Raw genomic sequence first — 25,607 nt, 5'->3', positions numbered from 1 at the left:
GCCGCTCTCGTAGATTTTCTCAACCGGATTACGATCCACAAGGAGTTTGACATGGAAGTAGATGCAGCAAAGGCGATCGGCGCGGGTATCGCCTGCCTCGGCATGGGCGGCGCCGGTATCGGCCTGGGCACCATTTTCGGCAATTATCTGGCGGGCGCGCTGCGCAATCCGTCGGCCGCCGACGGCCAGTTCGGCCGCCTGATCTTCGGCTTCGCCGTGACGGAAGCGCTGGGCATCTTCTCGCTGCTCGTCGCCCTCCTGCTCCTCTTCACCTGATCTTTTCGGGTGAAGATGTTGCCGGCCGCATGGCGCGGCCGGTTCCGGACAGGGGAAGAAGATGTTTGTGACACCTGGCTACGCTCAGGAAACCGCCCCGGCGGAAGGCGAAGCTCATACGCAAGGCGGGACGCACCCGGCGGGCGAAGCGCATCCGATCGGAGAAGCCCATCCCGAGGGCCAGGCGCATCCGGCAGGCGGGGCTCATACCGAAACCGGCGCCGACCACGGCTCGGACCTGTTTCCGCCGTTCGATTCATCGACCTTCCCGTCGCAGCTCCTGTGGCTGGCGATCACCTTCGGGCTTTTCTACCTGTTCCTGAAGAAGGTCGTGCTGCCGCGCATCGGCGGCATCCTCGAGGTGCGGAGCGACCGCATCGCCCAGGATCTCGATCAGGCTGCCCGCATGAAGGGCGAGGCCGACGCGGCCGTCGCCGCCTATGAGCAGGAACTGGCCGAGGCCAAGGCCAACGCCAACACGATCGGCCAGCAGGCGCGCGACAAGGCGCGGGCCGACGCGGAGGCCGAGCGCAAGCGCGTCGAGGCCGATCTGGATCGCCGTCTCGGAGAGGCCGAGGCCAGCATCGCCGCGATCAAGGGCAAGGCCATGAACGAAGTCGGCACCATCGCCGAGGACACGGCAACCGCCATCGTGCGCGAGCTGGTCGGCGGGACCGTCGACAAGGCCGCGGTCGCCGCGGCCGTGAAGTCGGCGCAAGGCTGAGGGAGCGGATCATGGACGCCACATTCTGGGCCACCGTAGCCCTCGTCCTCTTCCTGGCCCTCATCTTCTACATGAAGGTGCCGGGCACGGTCGGCAAGTCGCTCGACGCCCGCGCCGAGAAGATCAAGGCCGAGCTGGAGGAAGCCCGCCGCCTGCGCGAAGAGGCGCAGCAGCTCCTGGCCGAGTACCAGCGCAAGCGCAAGGAAGCCGAGAAGGAAGCGGCCGAGATCGTCGAGCACGCCAAGCGCGAGGCCGGCCAGCTCGTCGCCGAGGCCAAGCAGAAGACCGAGGATTATGTGACGCGCCGCGCCGCGCTGGCCGAGCAGAAGATCGGCCAGGCCGAGCGCGACGCCGTCAACGAGGTGCGCGCCAGGGCGGTCGATATCGCCGTCGAGGCGGCGCGGACCGTGCTCGCGGGCAAGGTCGACCAGAAGGTCGGCGGCGAGTTGTTCAAATCCTCGCTCGACGCGCTGAAAACCCGCCTGAACTGATCGCTTTTTCGGTTAGCAGATACAAAAAGCCGCCGGATTCCGGCGGCTTTTTGTTGTGATCCGGCGGTGATTTGCGTGTGACACCGCCGGTTCGGCCTCAGAACGGCGCGATGATCTCGTGCCCCTCGACCACCAGGCGCAGGCCGAGGTCGCCGGCCTTGCGGCGCACCAGGAAGCGCGGCCGGCGCGCCCGGGTGGCGCGCCCCTGGCGCCGCGCCTGCGGCGGCAGCGCCCTGATCGCGGCGCCGAGCGATTCCTCCAGCGTGCGGGCGACGCCGTCGGCCTCGACCAGCAGCATCGGCAGCCCGTAGGCGTCCGACCAGGCGCGCCAGTCGGCGGCCACGTCCTCGAGATCGTCGGCGACCAGCAGCGGCACCGACAGCATGGGGTCGCGGTGCAGGAGCTCAAGCGTCACCGTGACGGTGCCCGTCTCGTCCTCCATGGCGCGGGCCGCCACGCCGAGAAAGGCGCGCGCCGGCAGCGCCACCGTCACCGGCAGGCCGCTGCGGTCGAGCCGCCGGCGCAGCACGGCGCCGCGGCGGTCGATGGTGAAGGTGACGTCGCCGAGGTCGTCGCGGCTGGCGTAGCTCACCACCTGCGGCAAGCGGGAGGGGTCGAGGCGCATGTTGCGTCCCGCCCAGACTGGCATCAGTCGGGTGCTCGTGCTCATTTTTGACTGCCTTCCTGTCGCTCTCGAGAGCCGGTGTTCCGGTCTCCCTGTCCCGGTTGGCCGGGTTCTTTATGAGCAAGACAATAGCGCGGCGGGTTTACCTGCCCGCTTAAGGAAATCGGTTAAATTTTCCCTGATCCGGCCGATGGTTAGCGGAATGCAACCCACCGCAAGGATTGGGAAATCCATCTCAACGGGAGGTTAAATGCGCGAGCAGAACGCCGCTCACGAGCGCATGCCATGGCATGCGCCTGAACACCGAAGCGACGGCAGCTGGTGCCGGCGCCGGATCAGGTCGGATCGAGCAAGGCCTCGTCGCAGAGGACTTCGGCCACCTCCCGGGCGGCATCTTCCTCGCGCAACCGGGCGCTGGGCGCTTTGGCGGGGACCGGTGCCTCGCCCTCTTCCGCGGCGTGCTGGAAGAACAGCCTCATGACGTGGCGCACGCCCTCCTCGGTCACGGAGCGCAGGTCCCGGTCGAAGTACCGCCCCTGGGCATGGTTGCCCGTGATGATCTCGTAGGACGGGAAATAGGCGACGTTGGCGATCTCGCGCGACAGCGTGTCGGCGGCGACGCGCAGCACGCTCTTCGACAGCGTCGTCGACACCAGGACATGGCGGTCCTCGGCCGTCGCCGCCAGGGGAACGGGCGAGACCGTGAGGATGATCTTGAGTTTCGGATTGAGGCGCCGCAGCGCCTGGATCGCCAATTTCATGTCCAGGAGGACTTCGGCGAGGGAGAAGTTGACGAATGCGTAGCGGTCCGGGCTGAACGTGCCGCCCTCCACCCCCGGGCAGATCGGGAAGACGGCTCCGTCCTCGCGGTCGACCCACGCCTCGGTCAGCCCGAGCGTGAAGACGAACACGCGAGCGGCCTTGAACGCGTGAAGCACCCGCTCCAGATGCTGCTTGCGGTCGCGGCGAAGCTCCTCCAGGGAATGGAAGCCGCCGGGATTGATCTGCGGACGAAACGGATCGAGATACCGTTCTCCCTTCAGCCAGTACTCCTCCTTCGGCACGAAGCGGCCATGCGCGCGCTGCAGAAGCTGCCGCAGCTGGCGGGCCGTATAGATGTTTCCGTACCGGGCCGAGAACATGCCGTAATTGTGTTCTCTTGCGACCTCTTCCCTCAGGACCGTGTGCGGCCGCTCGGCGATGTAATGGTTGAAGCCCTGCTCGGTGAGATAGCGGGCGATATGCTGGGCGAAGCAGCTCCCGGCGGTCACGACCCGCTCGGTTCTGCCGACCCTGAAGGGGAACGACACGACGGGATCGACGGCCTCGCCGGCGAGACCTCCCATCGCCCGGCTCCAGCGTCGGTAGTCGGGCGCATTCCTGTAGGGATGTGTCACGCGTGCTGCCTCATCTGTTCGAGGACGAGCTTGCCGTAGGCGGCGTTGGCGTGCGTCGGGTCGCCCCAATATTTCCGCTTCAGGAAGCCCGACCGCGTTATCGAGGCAGACGGCACGGGAACGAACTTGACCCCGAGTTCGGCGCACCTTTCTTCGAATATCTCCGAGTTGAGCCGCCACAGCTTGTACCGCAGGGCGGCGGGGGCGATGCCGAATTTTGCCAGCCCGGTCTTTCTGGCATCCGTTCCCTTGTCCACGATACCCTGGCGAATGAAGGTCTCGTCCTCGATCTGCGGTGGCGACTGCAGGTGGACCACGCGTCCGGGATAGCGTTCCGCAAAGCCCTGCAGGAGCCGCAGGAATGTTCCGGCGGTCTGCTCGATGCTCTGCTTGACGGCCGAAAACGGCACCCAGGTCCTGTCATCGTCGGTCTTGGCCTTGGTCTTGATCCTGGGGTGGACGAAGTCGAAGGGAGCCCGGTGCTCGATCAAGCCCATGACGTTGTGGCTGTTGCCGCCCAGCGACGAGAAGATGGTGCCTTCGAGACCGTTGAACTCTGCCAGGAATTCCGGCTGGAACAGCTCTTTTCCGGATGGCCAGAGCGGGGAGTTGCGGTGAAAGACGTGGAAGTTCAGGTCGACACCCATCGACCGGGCCGCCTGACGTATCGCCGTTGCATGGCTGCCACCCACCAGGATCATACGGCCGCCTCTCTCGCGCTTGCGAAGGGATGCCTTCGCATCTGCGAGATGCTAGGCCGGCATCGGCGCGACAGTCAAGAGACAGGGCGGGCCGAGCGCCTCGAAAGCCTTAGCAGCAGGCAGTCGCAGTTTCGCTGCCGGTCCCGCGACGCTTCGGGGCGGCCAAGCCGGGGCGATCGATCCTGCGTCGGGGAGGTGCGGCGGAACCGGGGCGTGGGCAGGACGTTTGAGCGCAAAGGAGGTCCCGATGCAATCGAACCCGCCCAGACCGTTTCCCGATCCCGATCCTGCGCCCGACCCGACGCCGACACCGGTGCCGCCGACCGGGCCGATCCCGGTGCCGCCGGTGCGGTGAAATCTGTGCAAAGCCCCTTGTCAGAGCCCCGAGGGCACGGAAGCGGATCCCTCAGATCACCTTGCCCGGATTCATGATCCCGGCCGGGTCGAAAGCGGCCTTGACGCGCCGCATCAGGTCCAGTGCCACGGGCGGGGCGGTGAGGGCGAGTTCGGCCCGCTTCATCTGCCCGATGCCGTGCTCGGCCGAGATCGAGCCGCCGAGGTCGCGCACGACATCGTGCACGGCCTTGTTCATCGGCTTGTAGAGGGCGAGATATTCCTTCGGGTCGGCGCCTACCGGCTGCGACACATTGTAGTGCAGGTTGCCGTCGCCCATGTGGCCGAAGCAGACGACGCGCGCCTGCGGGCTGACCGAGGCGACGGCCTCGGCCGCGCGCGCGATGAAGGCGGGGATCGAGGCGACCGGCACCGAGATGTCGTGCTTGATCGAGGCGCCCTCGGGCTTCTGCGCGTCGGAAATGTCCTCGCGCAGCTTCCAGAAGGCGGCGGCCTGCGCCAGGCTCGCGGCGATCACCGCGTCGCCGACCAGCTCAGCCTCCAGCGCCTCGCCGAGGATTTCCTCGATCGTCGCACGGGCTTCCTCGGCCGAGCGGCTGGAGGAGACCTCCATCAGCACGTACCAGGGCCATTGATCGGCGAGCGGAGCGACACCCCCGGACAGATGACGCAGCGCGAACTCGATCGGGCGCGCGCCGATCAGCTCGAAGGCGGTGAGTCCCGAGCCGGCGCGCTCCTGCGCGCGGCCGAGCAGGTCGAGCGCCGCTTCCGGCGAGACCAGCCCGGCAAAGGCCACCTCCTTGCCGCGCGGCTTCGGGAAAAGCTTCAGCACCGCCGCGGTGATCACGCCCAGCGTGCCTTCCGCGCCGACGAACAGGTTCTTCAGGTCGTAACCGGTATTGTCCTTCTTCAGCTTGCGCAGATCGTCGAAGATCTCGCCGGTGGGCAGCACCACCTCGACGCCGAGGCAGAGTTCGCGCGCATTGCCATAGGCCAGCACCGCCGTGCCGCCGGCATTGGTGGAGAGATTGCCGCCGATCTCGCAGGAGCCTTGCGAGGCGAGCGACAGCGGGAACAGCCGGTCCACCGCCTCGGCCGCGTCGTGCAGGCTCTGCAGGATCACGCCGGCCTCGGCGGTGATGGTGTTGGAGAGCGTGTCGACCTCGCGGATGCGGTTCAGCCTGGACAGCGACAGCACCACCTGCCGGCCGGAACGGTCAGGCACGCCGCCGCCCACCAGACCGGTGTTGCCGCCCTGCGGCACGATGGCCGTCCCGGTCTCGCTGCCGAGCTTCAGGATGCGGCCGACCTCCTCGACGCTGCCCGGCTTCAGCACCAGTCGCGTCAGGCCGGGATAGAGGCCGCGATGCTCGGTGACGAAGGGCGCGATGTCGGCGGCGTCGGTCAGCGCATGCGCGGGGCCGACGATTTTCGCGAAGCGGTCGAGCACTGCCTGGAAGGACACGTCGTCAAAGATCTCGGTTGTCATCTCTCACTCATTGTCGTCGTCTGCATCGCGCGGCGCCGCGGCGCGCGCCAGCCGGTCGTTGATCGCCTCGCCGAGGCCGGTGTCCGGCACCGGCTCGACGGCGATCATGGCCGCGCCGAGCCGGTCCAGTTCCTTCAGGTGGAAGAACAGGTTGGCAGCCGCCTCGCGCAGGTCGCCGCGCTCCGAAAGATTGCGGATGGCGAGCGCCTGCTCGGCGCCGCGGGCGCGCTGCGGTCCGAAGGCGAGCAGCGCCTCGTCTGCGAACGTCTCGACCGCGTTCAGGCGGACCGCGGCACCCGGCGCGTAGTGCGAGGTCATCATGCCCGGCGCCTCGATGCCGGCAGCGGCGCCGCTCCTTGCCAGCGCCATGCCGGCAACCGCCTCGATCTCCGCCGCTGCGACCCCGCCGGGGCGCAGCAGCCTCGGCCGCCCGTCCTCAACCTTGACGATGGTGGATTCGACCCCGACCGGCGTCGGGCCGTCGTCGACGACCAGCGGGATGCGCTCGCCCAGATCCTCGGCCACCGCCGCGGCCGTGGTGGCGCTGATGCGGCCCGAGCGGTTGGCGCTGGGGGCGGCCAACGGCCGGCCCAGCCGCGCGATCAGCCCGGCGGCGAAGCCGCGCGGCATGCGCAGCGCCACCGTGTCGAGACCCGCGGTGACCAGCGGATGGATGGCCGATCCGGGTTTGAGCGGCAGGACGAGGGTCAACGGCCCCGGCCAGAATTTTTCGGCCAGCCGCCGCGACAGCGGGTCGAAGATCGCGAGTTCCTCGGCCATGGCGAGCGAGCCGACATGCGCGATCAGCGGGTTGAAGCGCGGCCGGCCCTTCGCCTCGAAGATGCGCGCCACCGCCTCGCCGCTGGTGGCGTCGCCGGCCAGCCCGTACACGGTCTCGGTGGGCACGGCGACCACTTCGCCGGCCGAAAGCAGCGCCAGCGCGGCCTCCATCGCGGAGCCAGCGGCGATCACCTCAGCCAAGCGTTAACCCTCTCTCCAGAATGGGCCCGCGCGATCATGGCTTTGCCCCGGTCTCGTGAAACTTGATCAACCACTCGATGCGATTGTGGCCACGGCATCGGCTTCGGCACGCCGAAAGTCAATCGAAGCGTTTTTGGGGGACCCATGCGGCTGACAGGCGCGACCTTGGCGATTCTCGCGCTGGTTTCGGGCAGTGCGCAGGCGTCGTCGCTGGTCGAGGCGCCGCCGCACCAGGCAAGCGGGTCTTCTTCCATCACGGCTGTCGACAAGCCGCAATCCGCCGGCGCTGAGCGGGCAGCGGCGGATGCCGCCGCCCCGACGCGGCGGGCGGTTAGCCCGTCGATGGTCGCTTTCGGCCGGCCGGCGGCGGGGCAAGCGGCCGGGGCCCACGCCACCCCTGTGGTGATCCGCGGCGGCGTTGTCGACGAAGCCTCGGGCGGGGCGGCCGAGCCGGTCGAGCCGCCGCAGTCGAAGTCCCGGAATGGCCGCAAGGAAGGGAAAAAGGACAAGGCCGTGGCGTCCCGGCAGCCTGCTCCGCCAATGGCGGAACCGCAACCTGCCGCCTCCGGGCCGGCGCCTGTTTCCACGCCTCGGCCCGAGTTGGCGCCGCCCACGCCGCCAGCCGCGCCGGGACCGGCGATCCTGCCCATGTGACGCCGGAAACAGGCGGGCCGACGCATCCGGGCCGGCGCCGGCTCGGGCGAAAGGATCATCCGGCGATTCTCGAGAAATCGGCGACCTGGCCGGTGGCGGCGCGGATGCGCGCCAGCAGCGCCAGCCGGTTGGCCCGCACCGCCACGTCCTCGTCGTTCACCAGCACCTTGTCGAAGAAGCTGTCGACCGGCGCCCGCAGCGCCGCCAGCGCCCGCATGGCGGCCGAAAAATCCTCCTGCCGGATCGCCTCGCCGGCCTCCCGCTCGGCCTGGTTCACGGCCGCGAACAGTGCCTTCTCGGCATCCTCGCGGAACAGCGCCGGGTCAACGATAGCGGCGATCGCCGTGCCCTTCTTCTCCTCGGCGGCAAGGATGTTGGCGGCGCGCTTCGTCCCGGCGAGCAGGTTCTTGCCGTCCTCGCTGTCGAGGAAGGAGCCCAGCGCCTCGACCCGGCGCACGATGGTGAGCAGGTCGTCGTTCGCCGACGCGCCCTCCCCCCTTGCGGGGGAGGTGCCGCCGAAGGCGGCGGTGGGGGTAGCTTCGGCGGTGCTCGACGTTCCTTTGGCGGTGCCTCCTGAGGTTACCCCCTCTGTCGGCTTCGCCGACATCTCCCCCGCAAGGGGGGAGAGTGGCGCCCGGCTCGCCAGCACCGCGTCGATCAGGTCATGCCGCGCGCCCTGGTCGCGGAGGTAGACTTTCAAGCGGTCGTGGAAGAAGGAGAGGAGATCAGGAAGAGCATCGTCGCTGTGTGGATTTCTTCGCGAGCGAGGAAGTGAATCGATAAACTCTTTCAGCCTTGCAAATCGCACAGATGGAGACATATGCTCAAGTGTCAGAAGATGATCTTTGATGATCTTTCGCTGATCAGACCGCTCATTCAGCAAATGAAATATCCATAGCGATTGAAAATGAGGAAATAGCCTTAATCGCACCTGATTCTCTACCGCAATCCTGATCACCCCCAGCGCCGCGCGGCGCAGCGCATAGGGGTCTTTGCTCCCTGTGGGCTTCTCGTCGATCGCCCAGAATCCGACCAGCGTGTCCAGCTTGTCGGCCAGCGCGACGGCGATCGACACGGGATCGGTCGGCACGCGGTCGGACGGGCCTTGCGGCTTGTAGTGCTCCTCGATCGCGGCAGCGACGGACGGGTTCTCGCCCTGAAGCAGCGCGTATTTGCGGCCCATGGCGCCCTGCAACTCGGGAAACTCGCCGACCACCTCGGTCGTGAGGTCCGCCTTGGCGAGCAGCGCGGCGCGGCGGGCGAGGGCGCCAATCTCCGGGGAGATGTCGCCGGAGGCGACAGAGGGGGGCGTCCCGGCAGTGCTCGACGCTTCCCTCCCCCTTGAGGGGAGGGTGGCCGCGAAGCGGCCGGGTGGGGTCGTTCCGGCAGTGCTCGACGTTCCGGTGGTGCCTTCTGAGGGTACCCCCTCTGGCCTGCCGGCCATCTCCCCCGCAAGGGGGGAGAAAGCTAGCGCGACCGTCGGCGCCAGCTCTTCAGCAAGTCTTGCGATGCGCTCGACACGCTCGCCCTGCGTTCCGAGCTTCGCATGAAAGGTCACGCCGAGATGGTCGAGGCGGGCCATGCGCTGGTCGAGCGGCAGGAGTTTTCCGACCGCATCGCGCTTCAGACCGAACTTTTCCGCCGATGCTTCCAGCTTGTCGAGGTCGGGCAGGTCGGCCTGATCGGTCTTCCAGAAATACAGCGCGTCGGATAGCCGCGCCCGCACCACCTTGCCGTTGCCGTGGGCGATCTCACGCCCGCCGTCCCTGGCCTCGATGTTGGCGGTGAGGAGGAACCGCGGCGCCAGCCTTCCCTCCCCCCTCGAGGGGGAGGTGGCGCCGAAGGCGGCGGAGGGGGTTGCCTCGGCAGTGCTCGACGTTCTTTTGGCGGTGCCTTCTGAGGTTACCCCCTCTGTCGGCTTCGCCGACATCTCCCCCTCGAGGGGGGAGAGGGGCGCCGTCACGAAACACTTCTGGTTTGCCCGGATCGTCAGCCGGATCACCTCGGCCGGGATGGCGAGGAACGCCTCGTCGAACTCGCCCATCAGCACGACCGGCCATTCGACCAGCCCCGACACCTCCTCCAGCAGGCCCTCGTCCTCGACCAGGTCGAGCCCGTTGGCGAAAGCGAGATTTTTCGCGTCGCTGAGAATGATCTCCTTGCGCCGCTCGGCATCGATGATCACCTTGGCCGCCTCCAGCTTGGCCACGTAGTCGTCGAAGCGCCTGACGGAAATCGCCTCGGGCGCGTGAAAACGGTGGCCGTAGGTGGTGTTGCCCGAGCGGATGCCGTCGACCGCGAAATCGACCACCACCGGCTCCTCGGTCTCCGGCCCGAAGGTGCAGACGATCGACTGCAGCGGCCGCACCCAGCGCAGCGCCTCGCCGCCGCGCCCCTCGGTCTTGCCGTAGCGCAACCCTTTCGGTCCCGACGCGGCGCCCCAGCGCATCGATTTCGGCCACGGAAACGTCCTGATCACCTCCGGCAGCAGCGCGGCGATGATCTCCTCCGCCGCGCGGCCCGGCTTGACGACGCGGGCGACGTAGAAATCGCCTTTTTTCGGGTCCGTCTGGATTTCCGCCTGCGCGATGTCGGTAAGCCCGGCGGAGCGCAGAAAACCCTGGATCGCCTGGTCGGGCGCTTTTGTGCTCGGGCCCTTGCGCTCCTCGCGCACGTCCTTCGAGCGGGCAGTGAGCCCCCGCACATCGAGCACGAGCCGCCGCGGCGTCCAGTATTCGCGCGCCGCCTCGTAGATTAGGCCGGCCTCGACAAGACCGTCCGTGACCATCTTGCGCAGGTCGCCCGCCGCCTTGCGCTGCATGCGGGCGGGGATTTCCTCGGAGCGGAGTTCAAGGAGAATGTCGGGCATCGGCTAGAATTTTCCAAAAAGCGGATGATTCTTGTATGCGTCAGTATTATTGGGAGCATTATTGGGAGCGAATCCGCCCGCCTCGGTCTTAAGAAATGCAAGACCACATTGCTTCGCCAATTCTCTTACCCGGAAAATGTAGCTCTGCCGCTCGGTGACCGAGATGACGCCGCGGGCATCGAGCAGGTTGAAGACGTGGGAAGCCTTGATCGCCTGGTCGTAGGCGGGGAAGACCATGCGGTGGCTCCCCTCCCCCTTGAGGGGAGGGTGGCCAGCCGAAGGCTGGTCGGGAGGGGTCGCTACGGCCGTGCTCGACGTTCTGGAGGTGCCTTCTGAGGTTACCCCCTCTGGCCGCTTTGCGGCCATCTCCCCCTCGAGGGGGGAGAGGGGCGCGCCGGCCTTCAGCAGGGCCTGGCATTCCTTCTCGGCGTCGTCAAAGTGGCGCAGCAGCATGGCCGTGTCGGCATGCTCGAAATTGTGGCGCGAATATTCCTGCTCGGCCTGCAGGAAGACGTCGCCATAGGTGACCTTCTCGTCGCCGTCGCGGCCGTTGAAGTTCAAGTCGTAGACGTTGTCGACGCCCTGCACATACATGGCCAGCCGCTCAAGCCCGTAGGTGAGCTCGCCCGACACCGGCGCGCATTCGATGCCGCAGACCTGCTGGAAATAGGTGAATTGCGACACCTCCATGCCGTCGCACCAGCACTCCCAGCCGAGCCCCCAGGCGCCCAGCGTCGGGCTTTCCCAGTCGTCCTCGACGAAGCGGATGTCGTGCAGCAGCGGATCGACGCCGATCGCCTCCAGCGAGCCGAGATAGAGTTTTTGGAGGTCCGGCGGGTTCGGCTTCAGGATGACCTGGTACTGGTAGTAGTGCTGCAACCGGTTGGGGTTCTCGCCATAGCGGCCGTCCTTCGGCCGCCGCGACGGCTGTACATAGGCGGCGTTCCAGCGTTTCGGCCCGAGCGCGCGAAGCGTCGTCGCCGGATGGAAGGTGCCGGCGCCGACCTCCATGTCGTAGGGCTGCAAAACCACGCAGCCATAGGCGGCCCAGTAATTGTGCAGCGTCAGGATCAGCCCCTGGAACGAACGGCTGGGGTGCATATGGTCGGGCAGGCTGGCAGACAACGGAGCCTCGTCGGCGGGCTGGAAAAGGTGGCCCCGTCCTAGTGTTCCGCGCTGGGAGCGTCAAGTTTGGCGGAACGGGATGGTGCGCCGGTCGCTCCACGTCGGAGAATCGTCACAACAGCCGGACATCCAGCTCAAACGGTTCGATACGCTCGATCGTGATTTCAGCCGTGGCCGGGTGACGGTGGTTGACGATCAGATTCTGATCCGGACTGCCGGCGATGGGCACGATTACCGAGGGGACGAACAGGATGGCGGCCTCCAGGCGGGCCAGCCATTCGTCGCCGATGTGCTGCGTCTCGGTTTCCCGGCGTCGCCAATCCGGCGGAAGATCGTCCAGATCGCGGCGCGCAACCGGCACATCGTCCGGCACGCGATAGATCACCATCGCCAGCGAAGGCATCAGCGCCGGATCTTCGACATGGACGAGCTTTTCCAGAACGCACAGTGACGGAGAGGTTGCGGCGTAAGTTACCGGCCGCCCCACCGTATTCCATCGCCCGTCGAACAGCAGGCCGTAGCCGCCGTCGAAACTTTCCGCGAATTGCCGGCTGGAAAGCCGCCACAGCCGCATCAGGCGGCCGCACCCCAGGCGATCTTGCCGATAATGGTTTCGATTACGCGCGCCCCGGCCTCGGTCTGCGCCACCGTCAGCGGCGCCTCTCCGTCCAGCTCGGCCAGCTCCTTGCGCAGCCAGCGGTTCGCCTTTCCGACATCGCCGAAGGTCTCTTCCGCCAGGGACTGGATGCGGACGAGCCGGACGGCACGGTCGGATTCCTCGACCGTCAGCCGCTGATTCCTTTCGGCGCGGTGTCGGCGCGTGCGTTGCGGGATGATGAAACGCTCGATCTCCTGCTCACTCAGGCCGGCTGCCGAAAGACCTTTCAAGGCGGACAGCGGAAGCCGCCGCCGGACCGCCATTGCTAGGTCGGCCTGCGACCGGACGTCCGTTCCAAGCACGGCAGTACCGCCAAGCTTGTGGGCCACATTCTCGATTACTGCTGTGTAGGCAGCCATGAACTGTCTCCGGCAATCTGCCTAAAAATATAGGGCATGTTGCCGGATGTGCAATGGAAAGCCGCGATAAGCCTTCAGTGTGCGATGGCACGGTAGTCCGCATCGGACCTGAGCCTGTCGCGAGCCTCCATCAGGGCAAAGCCGAGCAGGTTATCGCCGCGCCACTGCCTTGGGTCGAGCGCTCCCTCGTCGTCGACTGCAAGCCCGATCCCCCACACCCGGTCCACCGGGCTTGCCTCGACCAGCACGACATCGCCGGTAGAGAGCAGGAAGTCCTTCAGCGGCTCGTTCTGCCCGAACTTGTGGACGCTGCCCTCCACGACGATGCCCAGCTTCTCTTCATCCCATCGCCGCTCGTCGAAACCGCGCACCAGCCGTCCGAACTGCTTGGCTTCCTTCGGGCTGTCGGCCGCTATGATGCGCGCGGTCGTCTCGGCATCGCCGAAGAGCCTCGCCTTGCCGGCCATCATCCAGTGTTCGGCCGTGGGATAGCGGACGCCATCGACCTCGAACTGCGCTGGCCACCACTGGCTGAAGCAGGAGGCGTTGGGCTTGCCGTCCTTCGACGGCTGATGGCCCCAAAAGAACAGGAAGCGAGGCGACGCACCGGCGCCGATCTCCCGCTCCAGCCGCTGGCGGGAGAATTTCATGGCTGACATGGATGCGTCTCCTCCCATGCCGTCGGTTCGCCGCCGGTGGCCTGAGCCAGAGGACGCAGGTCTTCCGCGCCACCGGTTCCGGTCACGATCCCGGACTACCCCTTCTTGTCGGGGTCGACCACCTTCGGGGCGGGCGGGGCAGGGGCTTCGAGCGCCGTCTTGCCTTCCAGCGCCGGCAGGCCTTCCTTCAGCTTCTTCTGGACGGAAAGCAGCACGTCCGGATCGGGCTTCAGATCGCGCGCGTGGCGCCACTGGAACGTCGCCTCGAGCTTGCGGCCGACCCGCCAGTAGGCGTCGCCGAGATGGTCGTTGAGCACCGGGTCGTCCGGCTTCAGGGACACGGCGCGCTCCAGCTCGACCACCGCCTCGTCGAAGCGGTTGAGCCGGTAGTAGGCCCAGCCCAGCGAGTCGACGATGTAGCCGTCGCTCGGCCTGAGATCGACTGCCTTGCGGATCAGCTCCAGTCCCTCGCTGAGATTGATGTTCATGTCGACCCAGGAATAGCCGAGATAGTTCATCACCTGCGGCTGGTCGGGGTAGAGTTCCAGCGCCTTGCGGAAGTTCGGCTCCGCCTTCGGCCATTGCTTCAGCCGCTCATAGGCGATGCCGCGCTGGTAGAACACGTTCCAGTTGGCGTTGGTCGGCTCCTTCAGCCGCTCGACCGCGCGGTCGTACAGCTCGGCCGCCGACTTGTAGTCCTCCTTGGAGGCATAGACGCCGCCGAGCGCAAGATAGGCGCGCATGTCGGTCGGATCGGAATCGAGCAGCCGCGTCAGATGCTTGATCGCCTCGTCGTGGCGCTTCAGGTCGGCGAGGTTGAGACCGAGCTGCAGCTCGGCCGCGCGCTTCAGCGGCGAGGCGGCCGGGATCCGCTCGTAGAATGAGATCGCCTCTTCCGAATCGCTCTGCTGCTCGGCCACCGAGGCGAGCTGCAGCAGCACCGCGTCGCTGTTCGGCCGCATCGCCAGCGCGAGCTGCAGGTAGAGTTTCACGAACGGCTCGCCGCCGCCGCGGTTGAGCGCAGCGCCCAGGTCGAGCAGCACCTCGCTGGCGCCGTCCGCCGGCGTGGTGACGATCGCTTCCGGCGTCTCGCCCTTTTCGATCCGTTCGCGCAGCGCCACCAGCGACAGCCGCCCCGAGGCGAATTCCTCCGCCTTGCCGATGACGGCGAGCGCTTCGTTCCTGTCGCCGCGCCGCGCCAGGAAGCCGGCATAGGCTTCGGCCGCGCGCAGCCAGGTCTCGGGCGCGGCGCTGCCGGCCGCCGCATTGTCAAGCGTCGCCTGATAGGAGGCTTCCGCCTCCTCGGTCAGCCCGGCCATGTCGGCGATGAGGGCGCGGTGGTAGGTGGCGAACATCGCGAACCATTCGGGGCCGTCGAGCGCGTCGAGGTCGGCGAGCGCCTCCGAGCCCTCGTTGCGACCGGCCTTTGCCCAGGCGCCCATGAGACCGGTGACCAGCCGGTCGAGGTCGGATTCCAGCGCCAGTTGCAGCCAGTTGCCGGCTTCCCGGTAGTCCTTCTTGCGGAAGGCGTCGACCGCCAGCGCGACGCGCGAGAAGCGCTCGACCTCCGGCACGGTCTTCAGCCGGTCGGCCAGCGGCAACGCCTCGTCGAAGCGGCCTACGGAGATCAGCACCAGCATCAGGCTCTGCTGGAGCTGCTGGTTGTCGGGATCGAATTCGAGCGCGCGCCGGTAATAGTCGATCGCCGCGCCCATGTCGTTGTCGACCTCAGCGACGCGGGCGGCGAGATAGGCGCCGGTGAACGATCCGATCTGGACGGAGTCGGCCGCGCGCTTGGCCAGCGCCGGTGGTCCCATCAGGATCGCGGCCGTCAGGGCCGAGACGCTCGCAAGCCAAACCAGACGTTTCCGCATCACTGTCCTTTCCGGCATTGCCGCGCCAAGCGGATCAAGTCGCGACCCGGTGAAGCGCACAAGCATGGCCTTTTTGCGATCCCGGTTCAATCCGCCGCGGCGGCCGGCGAATCACGAGGACGCGAGGCGCGTCATCAGACCACGCGACTTATGCAGAAATCGATAACGTCGAGCAGTGCCGCCTTCTGCGGCGTCGCCGGCAGCGGCGCCAGCGCGTCGCGGGCGATCTCGCCGAAATGGCGCGCCCGGCCGATCGTGTCGGCGATGGCGCCGTGCCGCGTCATCAGCGCGAGCGCCTTCTCAAGCGCCGCGTCGTCGGCAACATTGTCCTCGATCGCCTGCTTCCAGAAGGCGCGCTCCTCCGCGGTGCCGCGCCGGTAGCAGAGGATCACCGGCAGCGTCACCTTGCCCTCGCGGAAATCGTCGCCGACATTCTTGCCGAGTTTCTTGGAATCGCCGCCATAGTCGAGCGCATCGTCGATGAGTTGGAAGGCAAGCCCGAGATTCATGCCGTAGGAGCGCAACGCCGCGCGGTCGGTGCGGGTCGCTCCCGCGACCACCGGCCCGACCTCGGCGGCGGCCGAGAACAGCGCCGCCGTCTTGGCCTTGATGACGGCGAAATGCTCGTCCTCGGTGGTCTCCAGGTTCTTCGCCGCTGCAAGCTGCATCACTTCACCCTCGGCGATGATGGAGGCCGCGGTCGAGAGAATGTCGAGCGCCTCCAGCGAGCCGACGTCGACCATCATGCGGAAAGCCTGGCCGAGCAGGAAGTCGCCGACCAGCACGCTCGCCTGGTTGCCCCAGATCATGCGCGCCGTCTTCCTGCCGCGCCTGAGGTCGCTTTCGTCGACCACGTCGTCATGCAGCAGCGTCGCCGTATGCATGAACTCGACGCTGGTGGCGAGCTTGATGTGGCCGTCGCCGGAATAGCCGAACATCTGCGCGGTGGCGAGCGTCACCATTGGCCTGAGCCGCTTGCCGCCCGAAGAGATCAGGTGGTTGGCGATCTCCGGGATCATCTCGACATCCGATCCCGCCTTGGACAGGATCAGTTCGTTGACGCGGCCCATGTCGGCGGCCGTCAGCTCCAGCAGCCGGTTGATCGACGGGCGCTTGCCGTCTTCGATGTTGAGCACGACACCCAAGGCGAGACTCCTCGATTTCGAGCCGCACGAAATACCCATGATGCGGCGATACGCAAGCCCTTCCGGCCAAGCTAGGGCGCCCGGCAGGCCAACGAAAGGGGACGAATTGGCGCGGCTGGCGGCCGCCGGCGGCTCCGCCTCTAAAAATGCGCTTGACGGAAGGTGGAAAAATGTTCTCTTATGAGTAGATCATTCATATGTGAATGCACGATCGATCATGTCGATCGGATAGGGAGGCTTATCTTGATACGTGTCGTCGCAGCCGCCGTAGCGGCCGTCATCTCCGTTTGCGCAGCCGCATCCGCTCAGGAATACAGCCTGCGCTTCTCCACCTCGCAGGTGAACCCGAACGAGCCGATCGTGCGGGCCATGAACACCTTCGCCGAGCGCATCAAGGAGCGCTCGGACGGCCGCATCGCCATAACGGTGATGACCGGCGACCAGCTCGGGCCGCAGAAGAAGGTCAACGAGATGGTGATGAGCGGCGCCAGCCTGCTCAGCGCCACCGACTACGGCCAGCTCGGCCAGTTCCTGCCCGATCTTTCCGTCCTCGCCGGTCCCTATGTCTATCCGAGCCTGGAGGCCAGCGACCGCTTGTTCGCCTCCGAGCTCTACAAGGAGCTTTCGGGCAAGCTGGAGGCGCAGGGCCTCAAGATCATCATGCCCAACGGCCTGTTCGGCTATCGCCACGTCATCTCCGACAAGGCGGTGCGCAAGCCGGCCGACCTCGAAGGCGTGACGATCCGCGTCCCGTCCTCGCCGATCATGCTGGCGACCTTCCGCGGCTTCGGCGCGCGGCCGACCGAACTGCCCTGGGGCGACGTCTACAACGCGCTGCAGACCGGCGTGGTCGATGCGGCGGAGGCGCCGTTCGGCTCGGTGGTCGGCGCCAAGCTCAACGAGGTGCGAAAAGTCATCTCCAAGACCAACCACCAGGCCATGTTCACCGCCTGGGTCACCTCGGCCAGCTTCTACAACAGCCTGCCGGAGGATCTGCAGACGATCTTCATCGAGGAAGGCCAGAAGATCGCCGGCGAGCTGACGAAGATGACGCTCGAGACGGACGACGGCTATGCCAAGCAGCTGGCCGACTCCGGCGTCGAGATCGTCGAGGATGTCGACGTGCCGGCCTTCATGGAAGCCTCGCGCGCCGCCTACGCGTCCGTCCCCAATCTGACGCCCGGCATCTACGACCGTGTCCAGGACGCGATGAAGTAGAGTTCTTCCGGCAGGCCGCCCCGTCCGCCTGCCGCGAGAACCCGCAGAAAGGGCTGGAAAGCCGTCCGCTGACGGCAGCCGGCCGCTATCGAACACAGGAAGGCTCATGGCTCTCCAGCCGGAATCCCGCAAGGAAAAACCCTTGCTCAGCCTGGCGCGCGCCGACGAGGCCGTCGGCGTCGTCGCGCTGCTCGCCATCGTCGGCTCCATCCTGTGGGGCGTGGTCAGCCGCTACGTCTTCCCGCAGCCGGCCGCCTGGACCTACGAGATAGCGGTCATCGCCTTCGCCTACCTCGTCTTCTTCGGCGCGGTGGCCGGCGTGCGGCTCGGCACGCATGCGGCGATCGACGGGCTCGTCGCAGCACTTCCCGACGGCTGGCAGAAGGCCATCGTCTGGTTCAACTACCTTTTGCTCGCGGCGTTCTTTCTTGCCATGGCGCTGCTTTTCGCCTGGCAGGCCTGGACGGCGCGCAACGTGCACACGATCGCGCTCGATCTGTCGCGCGGCCTGATCTATGCGCCGCTGGCCGTCGCCTCGCTCGGCATGCTGGCCCAGCATCTCGCCGTCATGCGGCCCTGGGCGCCAAAACCGCTCCAGCACGCGGATTCGCTGATATGACCCTGCTGCATCTCGCCGGGCCTTCCGCCCTGGTCGTGCTCCTGTTCCTGCTGTCGGTTCCCATCACCTGGGCGATGGCGATCGGCGCGCTCTCCTTCTTCCTGCTCAACATGGACATGATTCCGCTGTCCAATTTCGCGCAGGAGTTCGCCGAAGGTACCCAGTCCATCTCGCTCTTGGCGCTGCCGCTGTTCGTGCTCGCCGGCTGCATCATGAACGCTTCCGGCATCACCCGGCGGCTGCTTAATCTGGCCGACGTGCTGGTCGGCCACATGACCGGGGCGCTGGCGCAGATGTGCACCGTGCTCGGCACGCTGCTCGGCGGCCTCACCGCCTCCGCCAATGCCGATGCCGCCATGCTCGCCAAGACGCTGGGCATCCAGATGGCCGAGCGCGGCTACAGCCGCGCCTTCGCCGCCGTCATCACCTCGTCGGCCGCCATCATCACCAGCCTCATCCCGCCGTCGATCGGCCTCATCGTCTACGGTTTTCTCGCCGAGACCTCGATAGGAAGACTGTTCGCGGCAGGCGTGGTGCCGGGGCTGCTGCTTGCCGCCGGCCTGATGGTGACGACGTACTTCATCGCAAAGAAGCGCGGCTACAAGGCGCTGCGCGACAAGCGGGCGACACGCGCCGAGGGCTGGCAGGCGCTGGTCGACGGGCTGTGGGCGCTGTCCATTCCGATCGTCATCTTCGCCGGCACACGCTACGGCCTGTTCACCACGACGGAAGCCGGCGCCGTGGTGGTCGTCTACGTGCTGTTCGTCGCCGTCTTCGGCTACCGCGAGTTCACCATCCGCCAGATCCCGGAGGTGCTGGCGGAGGCCGTGCGCGATTCCGCCACCGTCATGATCATGATCTGCGCGGCCGCCGCCTTCGGCTTCTATCTCGCCTGGGAACAGGTGCCGCAGGCCATGTCCAGCTGGCTCGGCGGCATCACCGACAACCCGCTGCTGATGCTGCTCCTCATCAATTTGGTGCTGATCATCATCGGCACGGCGATCGAGGGCTCCGCGGCGCTCATCATCCTGACACCGATGCTGCTGCCGATCATCGACGGCGTCGGCATCGACCGCGTGCATTTCGGCATCGTCTTCATCGCCAATCTCACCATCGCCGGCATCACGCCGCCGGTCGGCGGCCTCATGTACATCTCCTCCATGGTGATGCGCGTGCCGATGATGGATTATGCGCGCGAGGTGCTACCCTACCTCGCCATGATGGCGCTGCTGCTCGTCATCCTGAGCGCCGTGCCCGGCCTGTCGCTGTGGCTGCCGAATATGGTCTACGGGTCGGTGGCGGTCCAGTAGCGGCCGTTTACATCAGTCGCGCAAGCTGCCACTTTCCGCCGATGATCGAGCTGATCCGCACCAATGACGCCGTCGTCCTCTCCTTCGCGCAGTCGCTGCTGCGCGACGCCGGCATCGAATGCCTGGTCGCCGACCAGAACATGAGCGTGCTCGACGGCTCCATCGGCATCCTGCCGCGCCGCATCCTGGTGGCCGACGACGACGCCGAGGAGGCGCGCCGCCTGTTCGCCGACGCCGGCATCGGCAACGAGATGCGGGAGCGGTGAAGGCGAGTTTTCGCAGCTTGAAATTCCAATCGCAGCACTCCGGCTCGCCGCCTTGATCGCGCAAAGCCCGCACACGATCGACACCTTCCATCGCGGCCGCTTCGTCCTCGTGCAGCCGGCGAAGGGCGGGCATCGCGCCGGCATGGACGCGCTGGTGCTGGCAGCGGCGGTGCCTTCCAATTTTTCCGGCCATGTCGCTGATTTCGGTGCCGGCGCCGGGGCCGCCGGCCTGGCGGTGATGTCGCGCTGTCCGCAAGCCTCGGTTCTGCTGGTCGAGCGCTCGCCGGAGATGGCCAGCTATGCCCGGCTGTCGCTGGACCACCCCGGCAATGGCGAGCTTGCCGCGCGCGCTTCCGTGCTGGTCGCCGACGTCGCGCTCGCCGGCAAGGCGCGCCAGGCCGCCGGGCTTGCCGACCGCTCGGCCGATTTCGTGCTCATGAACCCGCCCTTCAACGACGGCCGCGACCGCGCCACTCCCGACGCCCTGCGGCGCGAGGCGCATGTCGCGGAGGATGGCTCGTTCGAGACCTGGCTGCGCAGCGCCGCCGCCGTGCTCAGGCCGCGCGGAAAAGTGGCGCTGATCGCCCGCCCGGCATCGCTCGCGCCGATCCTGGCCGCTCTGTCGGGCCGCTTCGGCTCGGTCGAGATTCTTCCCGTGCATCCCGGCGCCGCCGAGCCGGCGATCCGCATCGTGCTGCGGGCGGTTCGCGGCGGGCGCGGCGCGCCGTCGCTGCTGCCGCCGCTTTTCCTGCACGAGGGCGCGGAGCGCCGCTTCACCTCCCGCGCCGAGGCGATCGGCGCCGGCGAGGCTTCGCTTTTCGGGGACTGACCGCGACATCGGCATTGCGCGGCGCGCGGCAATGCCTACATGCGTTGCGACACGTTTGAAGATGGAGCCCCGCACCCGTGAAGTCCTTGCTGCGCCGCCTGCTGCCGAAATCGATGCGGCCGGAGGGCGTGACCATTCCCGTCGTGCGCCTCAGCGGCGCGATCATGGCCGGCGGCAGCCAGTTCCGCCAGAACCTGTCGCTCGCCTCGACCGCCGGGCTGCTGGAGAAGGCCTTCGCCGACAAGGAGGCGCCGGCCGTCGCCATCTCCATCAACTCGCCCGGCGGCTCGCCGGTGCAGTCGCGGCTGATCCACAAGCGCATCCGCGACCTCGCGGTAGAGAACAACAAGAAGGTGTTCGTCTTCGTCGAGGACGTCGCCGCCTCGGGCGGCTACATGATCGCCACCGCCGGCGACGAGATCATCGTCGATCCGTTCTCGATCGTCGGTTCGATCGGCGTCATCTCGGCCACCTTCGGCTTTCCGGAACTGCTCAAGAAGGTCGGCGTCGAGCGCCGCGTCTATACGGCCGGCGCCAACAAGTCGGTGCTCGATCCTTTCCAGCCCGAGAAGCCGGAGGACGTCGAGAGGCTGAAGGCACTGCAGCTCGACATGCATGAAAGCTTCATCGAGCTTGTCAGGCAGCGGCGCGGCGCGCGGCTCGCAGACAATCCGGACCTGTTCACCGGCTTGTTCTGGGTGGGCAGGAAGGGCGTGGAGCTGGGGCTGGCCGACGGCATCGGCGACATGCGCGGCTTCCTGAAGGACCGCTTCGGCGCCAAGACGCGGCTGAAGCTGATCGCGCCGCCGCGCGGGCTGTTCGGCCGCCGGCTCGGTCTCTTCAGCGTGCGCGGGAGCTCGCCGGCGGCCGACATCGCATCCGCAGCCGCGGACGGGCTCATCGACGCCGCGGCCGAGCGGGCGCTGTGGAGCCGCTTCGGGCTTTGATGGCAGGGCAGTTGACGCTATGATGGGGCTTGCCTCGACCTGAACGGTCATGCAGTCCGCTCGACGCAGGGAGGAATGGACATGCCGCAGCTCATCTTCTTCGCGATCATCGGCATCGTGGCCTATTTCGGCTACCGCCACTTCGTGCGCGAGGCGGAGCGGGTGACGGCGAAGATCCGGCGGCACGAGCAGCAGGCGCGCAACCACGCCGACGGTACGCTGGTCTTCGATCCCAAGACCGGCGAATACCGGCCCGCCAAGGACTGACGGGTTTTCCATGCAGCTTGCCGTCGCGGCGGTCGCCGAGGCCGCGCCCGCCAAGATCAACCTGGCGCTGCACGTCGTCGGCCGGCGCGCCGACGGCTATCATCTGATCGAGAGCCTGTCCGTCTTCACCGCCTTCGGCGACCGGATTGCCGTCGAGCCGGCCGCGCGGGATGTCGTTTCGGTCCGGGGGCCGTTCGCCGCAGAGGTTCCAGACGGCCCGGAAAACCTTGTCGTTCGGGCGCGCGACGCGCTGCGCGCCGTCGCCGGCCGGAGAGCCGGCGATCCCGTCCTGATCGCGCTCGAGAAGAACATCCCCGCCATGTCGGGCGTCGGCGGCGGGTCGAGCGACGCGGCCGCCGTGTTGCGGGCGCTTGCACGCCACTGGGATCTCGATATCGGCGCCGCCCGCCTCGCGGAAATCGGGCTCTCCCTCGGTGCCGACGTGCCGATGTGCCTGCGCTCCAGTCCGCTGATGGCACGCGGCGTCGGCGAGGACATCGAGGATATCGATGGCTTTCCGCCGCTTTTTCTGGTGCTGGTCAATCCGCGCGTGGCAGTTGCCACGCCGCGTGTCTTCGCCGCCCTGGCGAGCCGCGACAACGCACCACTGCCGCCGCTGCCGAAGCGGATCGCCGCTGCCCCGCTGCTCGACTGGCTCGCCGTCACCCGCAACGACCTGATGACGCCGGCGCTGTCGCTCGAACCGGCGATCGGCGGGACGCTCGACGTCCTGGCGGGGGAGGGGGCGCTGTTCTCCCGCATGTCCGGCTCGGGAGCCACCTGCTTCGGCGTGTTCGCCGACGGCGCGGCCGCCCAGGACGCGGCGGCCGCGATCGCCGCGGCGCGGCCGGGCTGGTTCGTCACGGCGACCGGGACGGGTGGTTCCGGTTCGTTTGGACAAGAGGACTGACCATGGCGCTCCTTCGCACCCCCCTCTGTCCTGCCGGACATCTCCCCCGCAAGGGGGGAGATTGGCCGCTTCCCCCTCGCCGCTCGTCCTGCAACGCAAGCGATTGGCGAAACCAAAACTGCTGGCCCATCTCCCCCCTTGCGGGGGAGATGTCCGGCCCATTCGACAGGCTCAGGACAGAGGGGGGTGCGAAGGAACGCGGTCTGTCGGAGTTTGCGCGACGACAAGACTGGACGAGACCCTGATGGCTCCTTCCGACCGCCCCTTCATCCCCGTCCGCATCGCGGTGCTGACCGTCTCCGACACGCGCACGCTGGCCGACGACAAGTCCGGCCAAACGCTGGCCGACCGCATCGCGGAGGCCGGGCACATCCTCGCCGACCGCGCCATCGTCACCGACGACAAGGACAAAATCCGGGAAAAGGTGCTGGCCTGGTCGCGCGACGAAAAGGTCGACGTCGTCGTCACAACCGGCGGCACCGGCTTCACCGGCCGCGACGTGACGCCGGAGGCGCTGGAGCCGATCTTCGACAAGCGCATGGACGGCTTTTCCGAGGTTTTCCACCGCATCTCCTACGACAAGATCGGCACCTCGACGGTTCAGAGCCGGGCGACCGGAGGCGTCGTCAACGCCACCTTCGTCTTCGTGCTGCCGGGCTCGCCCGGCGCCTGCCGCGACGCCTGGGATGGCATCCTCAAGTCGCAGCTCGACTACCGGCACACGCCCTGCAACTTCGTCGAGATCATGCCGCGGCTGGACGAGCATCTGCGGCGCGGCGGCAAGTCCTGACGGCCGCGCCAGAGGTCAGCTCCGGATAGACGGCCGGCCCAAGGGCTATTTCCGCCGCGGCTCGGCGACCCGGATCTCGGCCTCCAGCCGCCTGCTCGCAAGCCCTCGCGCCACCGCCTCGGCGCTGGCCGCCGACTTGGACAGCGCAACCGCCTGCCCCTTGCGGATGACCAGCCCTTCGGCCAGCGCGCTCTGTCCGGAGAACATGCGCGTGAACAGCGCACGGCGCTCGCCGCGGGCGCGCGAGAAGCGCGCCGGCATCGACTGGCGCGAGACGTGATCGATCACCGACTCGGTCCAGCCGTCGGCCAGCCGTGCGCCCGGCTCGAGCATCAGCAGCCATTCGCCCTTCGCCTGGCGTATGCCGGCGGCCACGCCCTCGGTCACGTAGTGGCAGCCGGCGTGCTCGGCGACGCGGTGTGTCTGGTCGGTCGAGCCGCTGTCGCAGACGATGACGTCGCGCACGATGCCCTCCACCGCCGCGCCGACCAGGGAGGCCAGCGTGCGCGCCAGCGCCTCCTCGTCGTTCCTGGTCTCGATGAGCACGGTGAGCATTGCTTAGCCAGTAGCGGATGCGCGTGCCGAGTGCCAGCCGACAAGGCGCCGCAATGCGGCGGCAAGCCGTTCCCGCTAGAATGTTCTTGATATGTTCCGATCTAGCGGATAGGAATAGTTTCATGGACACCGCGATTCGACAGACCGCAGAAACGCCATGGCAGCGCGCTCGCATGGAACAGGTCGTGCGCGCCGACATTGCTGCTTTTGGAAGCGGCAGGGCGGAAATGGCCAATGCGATGATCGAGGAGAGCGGGGTCAGGGTCGGCGAGGAGCGGCGGCGAGGCCGCGCCGCCGGGGTCAATCCGACCGGCCGCTTCGAGCCGCTGAGCCGCCATGTCTTCGACGACGGCTGGAGCGGGCTCGAGGACCTGCCGCCCTTCAAGACCGAGGTGCAGGTCGAGAAGCCGCGCACCATCATCACCCGCAACAACTCGCCGGACATCTCCTTCGACCGGTCGATCAATCCCTACCGCGGCTGCGAGCACGGCTGCGTCTACTGCTTCGCCCGGCCGACGCACAGCTTCATGGGCCTGTCGCCGGGACTGGACTTCGAGTCGAAACTGTTCGCCAAGCCGGACGCGGCGAAACTGCTCGACAGGGAGCTTTCCAAGGACGGCTATCAGCCGCGCACCATCGCCATCGGCACCAATACCGACCCCTATCAGCCGATCGAGCGGAAATACCGCATCATGCGCGAGATTCTCGAAGTGCTGGAGGCGCGCGAGCATCCGGTCGGCATCGTCACCAAGTCGGCGCTGGTGCTGCGCGACATCGACATCCTCGCCCGCATGGCCGAGAAGGGCCTCGCCAAGGTGGCCCTGTCGATCACCACGCTCGACCGCATTCTGGCGCGCACGATGGAACCGCGGGCCTCGACCCCGCCCAAGCGGCTCGAGGCGCTGCGGGCGCTCGACGAGGCGGGTATTCCGGCATCGGTGATGATGGCGCCGATCGTGCCCGGCCTCAACGACCACGAGATCGAGCGCGTGCTGGATTCGGCCGCGCATGCCGGGGCGCGCGAGGCCGGCTACGTGCTGCTGCGCCTGCCGCTGGAGGTCAGCCCGATCTTCAAGGACTGGCTGCTGCGCCATTATCCCGACCGCTACCGGCATGTGATGTCGCTGATCCGCTCCATGCGCGACGGCAAGGACTACGATTCGGAATGGGGCAAGCGCATGAAGGGCGCCGGTCCCTATGCCTGGCAGATCGGCCGCCGCTTCGAGATCGCCGCCAAGCGGCTCGGCCTCAACAAGGAGCGTACGCGACTGCGCACCGACCTGTTCAAGGGCAATGAAGGGAGGACCGAGCAGTTGATGCTTTTGTGAAGCAAATAGGCAGTAGGCAGTAGGGGAGAAAGCCCGGCATCTTGCCGCCTTGTTGGCTTTGAAGATCTGCCTACTGCCTACTGCCTACTATCTCAGCTTCCGTCAGGCCGCCCCACCCTGACGGAATGCCTTCCCCGCTCGCCCCCGACGGCCGGGAAGGCCTTGCGGAGAATCGGAACGGATGCGA

At 67.3% G+C, this 25,607-nt stretch carries 27 protein-coding genes; 14 read left to right on the top strand and 13 right to left on the bottom strand.

Going from position 1 to position 25,607, the window contains the following annotated elements; translation table 11 throughout:
- The first annotated feature begins 51 nt into the window (after positions 1 to 51).
- The 3 genes from C7I84_RS08205 to C7I84_RS08195 all read left to right on the top strand — a co-directional run bounded on the left by C7I84_RS08205 (position 52) and on the right by C7I84_RS08195 (position 1,491).
- Positions 52 to 276, top strand: coding sequence for a F0F1 ATP synthase subunit C (locus C7I84_RS08205; RefSeq protein WP_091918644.1), 225 nt, complete (start codon positions 52 to 54; stop codon positions 274 to 276).
- Positions 277 to 337: 61 nt separating this feature from the next.
- Positions 338 to 1,000, top strand: a complete 663-nt coding sequence (locus tag C7I84_RS08200) for a F0F1 ATP synthase subunit B (protein ID WP_106771679.1) — start codon at positions 338 to 340, stop codon at positions 998 to 1,000.
- An 11-nt stretch (positions 1,001 to 1,011) separates the two neighbouring features.
- Complete coding sequence (locus C7I84_RS08195; protein WP_106771678.1) at positions 1,012 to 1,491, top strand: F0F1 ATP synthase subunit B; 480 nt, start codon at positions 1,012 to 1,014, stop codon at positions 1,489 to 1,491.
- Between the two features lie 97 nt (positions 1,492 to 1,588).
- On the opposite strand, the gene C7I84_RS08190 is transcribed toward C7I84_RS08195, so the two are convergent.
- From C7I84_RS08190 to C7I84_RS08170, 5 genes are all read right to left on the bottom strand, one after another.
- Positions 1,589 to 2,161 carry a DUF6101 family protein gene (locus C7I84_RS08190; RefSeq protein WP_106771677.1) on the bottom strand — a complete coding sequence of 191 codons (573 nt, stop codon included), beginning with the start codon at positions 2,159 to 2,161 and terminating at the stop codon, positions 1,589 to 1,591.
- A gap of 290 nt (positions 2,162 to 2,451) precedes the next feature.
- Complete coding sequence (locus C7I84_RS08185; protein WP_165816026.1) at positions 2,452 to 3,513, bottom strand: GSCFA domain-containing protein; 1,062 nt, start codon at positions 3,511 to 3,513, stop codon at positions 2,452 to 2,454.
- Positions 3,510 to 4,214, bottom strand: a complete 705-nt coding sequence (locus tag C7I84_RS08180) for a hypothetical protein (protein WP_133170074.1) — start codon at positions 4,212 to 4,214, stop codon at positions 3,510 to 3,512. Before C7I84_RS08180 ends, C7I84_RS08185 begins: the two co-directional genes overlap by 4 nt.
- 406 nt (positions 4,215 to 4,620) lie before the next feature.
- Positions 4,621 to 6,057, bottom strand: a complete 1,437-nt coding sequence (locus C7I84_RS08175) for an FAD-binding oxidoreductase (RefSeq protein WP_106771674.1) — start codon at positions 6,055 to 6,057, stop codon at positions 4,621 to 4,623.
- A 3-nt stretch (positions 6,058 to 6,060) separates the two neighbouring features.
- Complete coding sequence (locus C7I84_RS08170) at positions 6,061 to 7,038, bottom strand: L-threonylcarbamoyladenylate synthase (protein WP_106771673.1); 978 nt, start codon at positions 7,036 to 7,038, stop codon at positions 6,061 to 6,063.
- Between the two features lie 144 nt (positions 7,039 to 7,182).
- On the opposite strand from C7I84_RS08170, the gene C7I84_RS08165 reads away from it, so the two are divergent.
- Positions 7,183 to 7,692, top strand: a complete 510-nt coding sequence (locus C7I84_RS08165) for a hypothetical protein (protein ID WP_106771672.1) — start codon at positions 7,183 to 7,185, stop codon at positions 7,690 to 7,692.
- Positions 7,693 to 7,747: 55 nt separating this feature from the next.
- Here C7I84_RS08165 and C7I84_RS08160 read toward each other — a convergent pair whose 3' ends face one another.
- The 7 genes from C7I84_RS08160 to C7I84_RS08125 form a co-directional block, all read right to left on the bottom strand.
- On the bottom strand, positions 7,748 to 10,561 hold the full coding sequence (locus C7I84_RS08160) for a glycine--tRNA ligase subunit beta (RefSeq protein ID WP_106771671.1): 2,814 nt from the start codon (positions 10,559 to 10,561) through the stop codon (positions 7,748 to 7,750).
- Positions 10,562 to 10,564: 3 nt separating this feature from the next.
- Positions 10,565 to 11,662 carry a glycine--tRNA ligase subunit alpha gene (locus tag C7I84_RS08150; protein WP_425351313.1) on the bottom strand — a complete coding sequence of 366 codons (1,098 nt, stop codon included), beginning with the start codon at positions 11,660 to 11,662 and terminating at the stop codon, positions 10,565 to 10,567.
- 136 nt (positions 11,663 to 11,798) lie between these two features.
- Positions 11,799 to 12,260, bottom strand: coding sequence for an RES family NAD+ phosphorylase (locus tag C7I84_RS08145; protein ID WP_106771670.1), 462 nt, complete (start codon positions 12,258 to 12,260; stop codon positions 11,799 to 11,801).
- A complete protein-coding gene (locus C7I84_RS08140; protein WP_106771669.1) occupies positions 12,260 to 12,703 on the bottom strand; it encodes an antitoxin Xre/MbcA/ParS toxin-binding domain-containing protein in 444 nt (147 codons plus the stop codon). Before C7I84_RS08140 ends, C7I84_RS08145 begins: the two co-directional genes overlap by 1 nt.
- A 74-nt stretch (positions 12,704 to 12,777) precedes the next feature.
- Entirely contained in the window at positions 12,778 to 13,362 is a 585-nt protein-coding gene (locus C7I84_RS08135; protein WP_245428348.1) for a riboflavin biosynthesis intermediates N-glycosidase, read from the bottom strand.
- Between the two features lie 95 nt (positions 13,363 to 13,457).
- Positions 13,458 to 15,236, bottom strand: a complete 1,779-nt coding sequence (locus C7I84_RS08130; RefSeq protein ID WP_106771667.1) for a tetratricopeptide repeat protein — start codon at positions 15,234 to 15,236, stop codon at positions 13,458 to 13,460.
- A 134-nt stretch (positions 15,237 to 15,370) separates the two neighbouring features.
- Complete coding sequence (locus tag C7I84_RS08125; RefSeq protein WP_106771666.1) at positions 15,371 to 16,381, bottom strand: polyprenyl synthetase family protein; 1,011 nt, start codon at positions 16,379 to 16,381, stop codon at positions 15,371 to 15,373.
- Positions 16,382 to 16,624: 243 nt separating this feature from the next.
- Here C7I84_RS08125 and C7I84_RS08120 point away from each other — a divergent pair, with 243 nt between their 5' ends.
- From C7I84_RS08120 to moaB, 9 genes are all read left to right on the top strand, one after another.
- On the top strand, positions 16,625 to 17,599 hold the full coding sequence (locus C7I84_RS08120) for a C4-dicarboxylate TRAP transporter substrate-binding protein (protein WP_106771665.1): 975 nt from the start codon (positions 16,625 to 16,627) through the stop codon (positions 17,597 to 17,599).
- A 106-nt stretch (positions 17,600 to 17,705) separates the two neighbouring features.
- Entirely contained in the window at positions 17,706 to 18,218 is a 513-nt protein-coding gene (locus tag C7I84_RS08115; protein ID WP_106771664.1) for a TRAP transporter small permease, read from the top strand.
- Complete coding sequence (locus C7I84_RS08110) at positions 18,215 to 19,528, top strand: TRAP transporter large permease (protein ID WP_106771663.1); 1,314 nt, start codon at positions 18,215 to 18,217, stop codon at positions 19,526 to 19,528. The genes C7I84_RS08115 and C7I84_RS08110 overlap by 4 nt, the downstream gene beginning before the upstream one ends.
- A gap of 41 nt (positions 19,529 to 19,569) precedes the next feature.
- The gene (locus tag C7I84_RS08105; RefSeq protein WP_106771662.1) at positions 19,570 to 19,794 is read left to right on the top strand and encodes a putative signal transducing protein; all 225 of its coding nucleotides are present in this window, start codon (positions 19,570 to 19,572) and stop codon (positions 19,792 to 19,794) included.
- 52 nt (positions 19,795 to 19,846) lie between these two features.
- Complete coding sequence (locus C7I84_RS08100) at positions 19,847 to 20,623, top strand: tRNA1(Val) (adenine(37)-N6)-methyltransferase (RefSeq protein WP_245428347.1); 777 nt, start codon at positions 19,847 to 19,849, stop codon at positions 20,621 to 20,623.
- A 77-nt stretch (positions 20,624 to 20,700) separates the two neighbouring features.
- On the top strand, positions 20,701 to 21,570 hold the full coding sequence (locus C7I84_RS08095) for a S49 family peptidase (protein WP_106771661.1): 870 nt from the start codon (positions 20,701 to 20,703) through the stop codon (positions 21,568 to 21,570).
- Positions 21,571 to 21,651: 81 nt separating this feature from the next.
- The gene (locus C7I84_RS08090) at positions 21,652 to 21,837 is read left to right on the top strand and encodes a hypothetical protein (protein ID WP_106771787.1); all 186 of its coding nucleotides are present in this window, start codon (positions 21,652 to 21,654) and stop codon (positions 21,835 to 21,837) included.
- Positions 21,838 to 21,847: 10 nt separating this feature from the next.
- Positions 21,848 to 22,747, top strand: a complete 900-nt coding sequence (locus tag C7I84_RS08085; protein WP_106771660.1) for a 4-(cytidine 5'-diphospho)-2-C-methyl-D-erythritol kinase — start codon at positions 21,848 to 21,850, stop codon at positions 22,745 to 22,747.
- Positions 22,748 to 22,991: 244 nt separating this feature from the next.
- On the top strand, positions 22,992 to 23,537 hold the full coding sequence (moaB, locus tag C7I84_RS08075) for a molybdenum cofactor biosynthesis protein B (protein WP_106771658.1): 546 nt from the start codon (positions 22,992 to 22,994) through the stop codon (positions 23,535 to 23,537).
- A 45-nt stretch (positions 23,538 to 23,582) separates the two neighbouring features.
- Here the strand turns inward: moaB and C7I84_RS08070 are convergent, their stop codons facing one another.
- On the bottom strand, positions 23,583 to 24,092 hold the full coding sequence (locus C7I84_RS08070) for a glycosyltransferase (RefSeq protein ID WP_106771657.1): 510 nt from the start codon (positions 24,090 to 24,092) through the stop codon (positions 23,583 to 23,585).
- A 173-nt stretch (positions 24,093 to 24,265) separates the two neighbouring features.
- On the opposite strand from C7I84_RS08070, the gene C7I84_RS08065 reads away from it, so the two are divergent.
- Positions 24,266 to 25,420: a PA0069 family radical SAM protein gene (locus C7I84_RS08065; protein WP_120785114.1), complete on the top strand. Its 1,155-nt coding sequence runs from the start codon at positions 24,266 to 24,268 to the stop codon at positions 25,418 to 25,420.
- Positions 25,421 to 25,607 lie beyond the last annotated feature (187 nt).

The sequence above is a fragment of the Kumtagia ephedrae genome (assembly GCF_003012745.1).
Classification (GTDB): domain Bacteria; phylum Pseudomonadota; class Alphaproteobacteria; order Rhizobiales; family Rhizobiaceae; genus Kumtagia; species Kumtagia ephedrae.
The sequence above is the reverse complement of the archived record's forward strand: the minus strand, read 5'-3'. Positions and strand labels throughout refer to the sequence as shown.

What these genes read in the sequence shown, in the direction of transcription:
- C7I84_RS08200 (WP_106771679.1), top strand. Translation starts at nt 338, where the DNA reads ATGTTTGTGACACCTGGCTACGCTCAGGAAACCGCCCCGGCGGAAGGC.
- C7I84_RS08090 (WP_106771787.1), top strand. Translation starts at nt 21,652, where the DNA reads ATGCCGCAGCTCATCTTCTTCGCGATCATCGGCATCGTGGCCTATTTC.
- C7I84_RS08195 (WP_106771678.1), top strand. Translation starts at nt 1,012, where the DNA reads ATGGACGCCACATTCTGGGCCACCGTAGCCCTCGTCCTCTTCCTGGCC.
- C7I84_RS08175 (WP_106771674.1), bottom strand. Translation starts at nt 6,057, where the DNA reads ATGACAACCGAGATCTTTGACGACGTGTCCTTCCAGGCAGTGCTCGAC.
- C7I84_RS08070 (WP_106771657.1), bottom strand. Translation starts at nt 24,092, where the DNA reads ATGCTCACCGTGCTCATCGAGACCAGGAACGACGAGGAGGCGCTGGCG.
- C7I84_RS08190 (WP_106771677.1), bottom strand. Translation starts at nt 2,161, where the DNA reads ATGAGCACGAGCACCCGACTGATGCCAGTCTGGGCGGGACGCAACATG.
- C7I84_RS08085 (WP_106771660.1), top strand. Translation starts at nt 21,848, where the DNA reads ATGCAGCTTGCCGTCGCGGCGGTCGCCGAGGCCGCGCCCGCCAAGATC.
- C7I84_RS08105 (WP_106771662.1), top strand. Translation starts at nt 19,570, where the DNA reads ATGATCGAGCTGATCCGCACCAATGACGCCGTCGTCCTCTCCTTCGCG.
- C7I84_RS08110 (WP_106771663.1), top strand. Translation starts at nt 18,215, where the DNA reads ATGACCCTGCTGCATCTCGCCGGGCCTTCCGCCCTGGTCGTGCTCCTG.
- C7I84_RS08160 (WP_106771671.1), bottom strand. Translation starts at nt 10,561, where the DNA reads ATGCCCGACATTCTCCTTGAACTCCGCTCCGAGGAAATCCCCGCCCGC.
- C7I84_RS08180 (WP_133170074.1), bottom strand. Translation starts at nt 4,214, where the DNA reads ATGATCCTGGTGGGTGGCAGCCATGCAACGGCGATACGTCAGGCGGCC.
- moaB (WP_106771658.1), top strand. Translation starts at nt 22,992, where the DNA reads ATGGCTCCTTCCGACCGCCCCTTCATCCCCGTCCGCATCGCGGTGCTG.
- C7I84_RS08130 (WP_106771667.1), bottom strand. Translation starts at nt 15,236, where the DNA reads ATGCGGAAACGTCTGGTTTGGCTTGCGAGCGTCTCGGCCCTGACGGCC.
- C7I84_RS08145 (WP_106771670.1), bottom strand. Translation starts at nt 12,260, where the DNA reads ATGCGGCTGTGGCGGCTTTCCAGCCGGCAATTCGCGGAAAGTTTCGAC.
- C7I84_RS08205 (WP_091918644.1), top strand. Translation starts at nt 52, where the DNA reads ATGGAAGTAGATGCAGCAAAGGCGATCGGCGCGGGTATCGCCTGCCTC.
- C7I84_RS08150 (WP_425351313.1), bottom strand. Translation starts at nt 11,662, where the DNA reads ATGCACCCCAGCCGTTCGTTCCAGGGGCTGATCCTGACGCTGCACAAT.
- C7I84_RS08135 (WP_245428348.1), bottom strand. Translation starts at nt 13,362, where the DNA reads ATGTCAGCCATGAAATTCTCCCGCCAGCGGCTGGAGCGGGAGATCGGC.
- C7I84_RS08115 (WP_106771664.1), top strand. Translation starts at nt 17,706, where the DNA reads ATGGCTCTCCAGCCGGAATCCCGCAAGGAAAAACCCTTGCTCAGCCTG.
- C7I84_RS08140 (WP_106771669.1), bottom strand. Translation starts at nt 12,703, where the DNA reads ATGGCTGCCTACACAGCAGTAATCGAGAATGTGGCCCACAAGCTTGGC.
- C7I84_RS08065 (WP_120785114.1), top strand. Translation starts at nt 24,266, where the DNA reads ATGGAACAGGTCGTGCGCGCCGACATTGCTGCTTTTGGAAGCGGCAGG.
- C7I84_RS08165 (WP_106771672.1), top strand. Translation starts at nt 7,183, where the DNA reads ATGCGGCTGACAGGCGCGACCTTGGCGATTCTCGCGCTGGTTTCGGGC.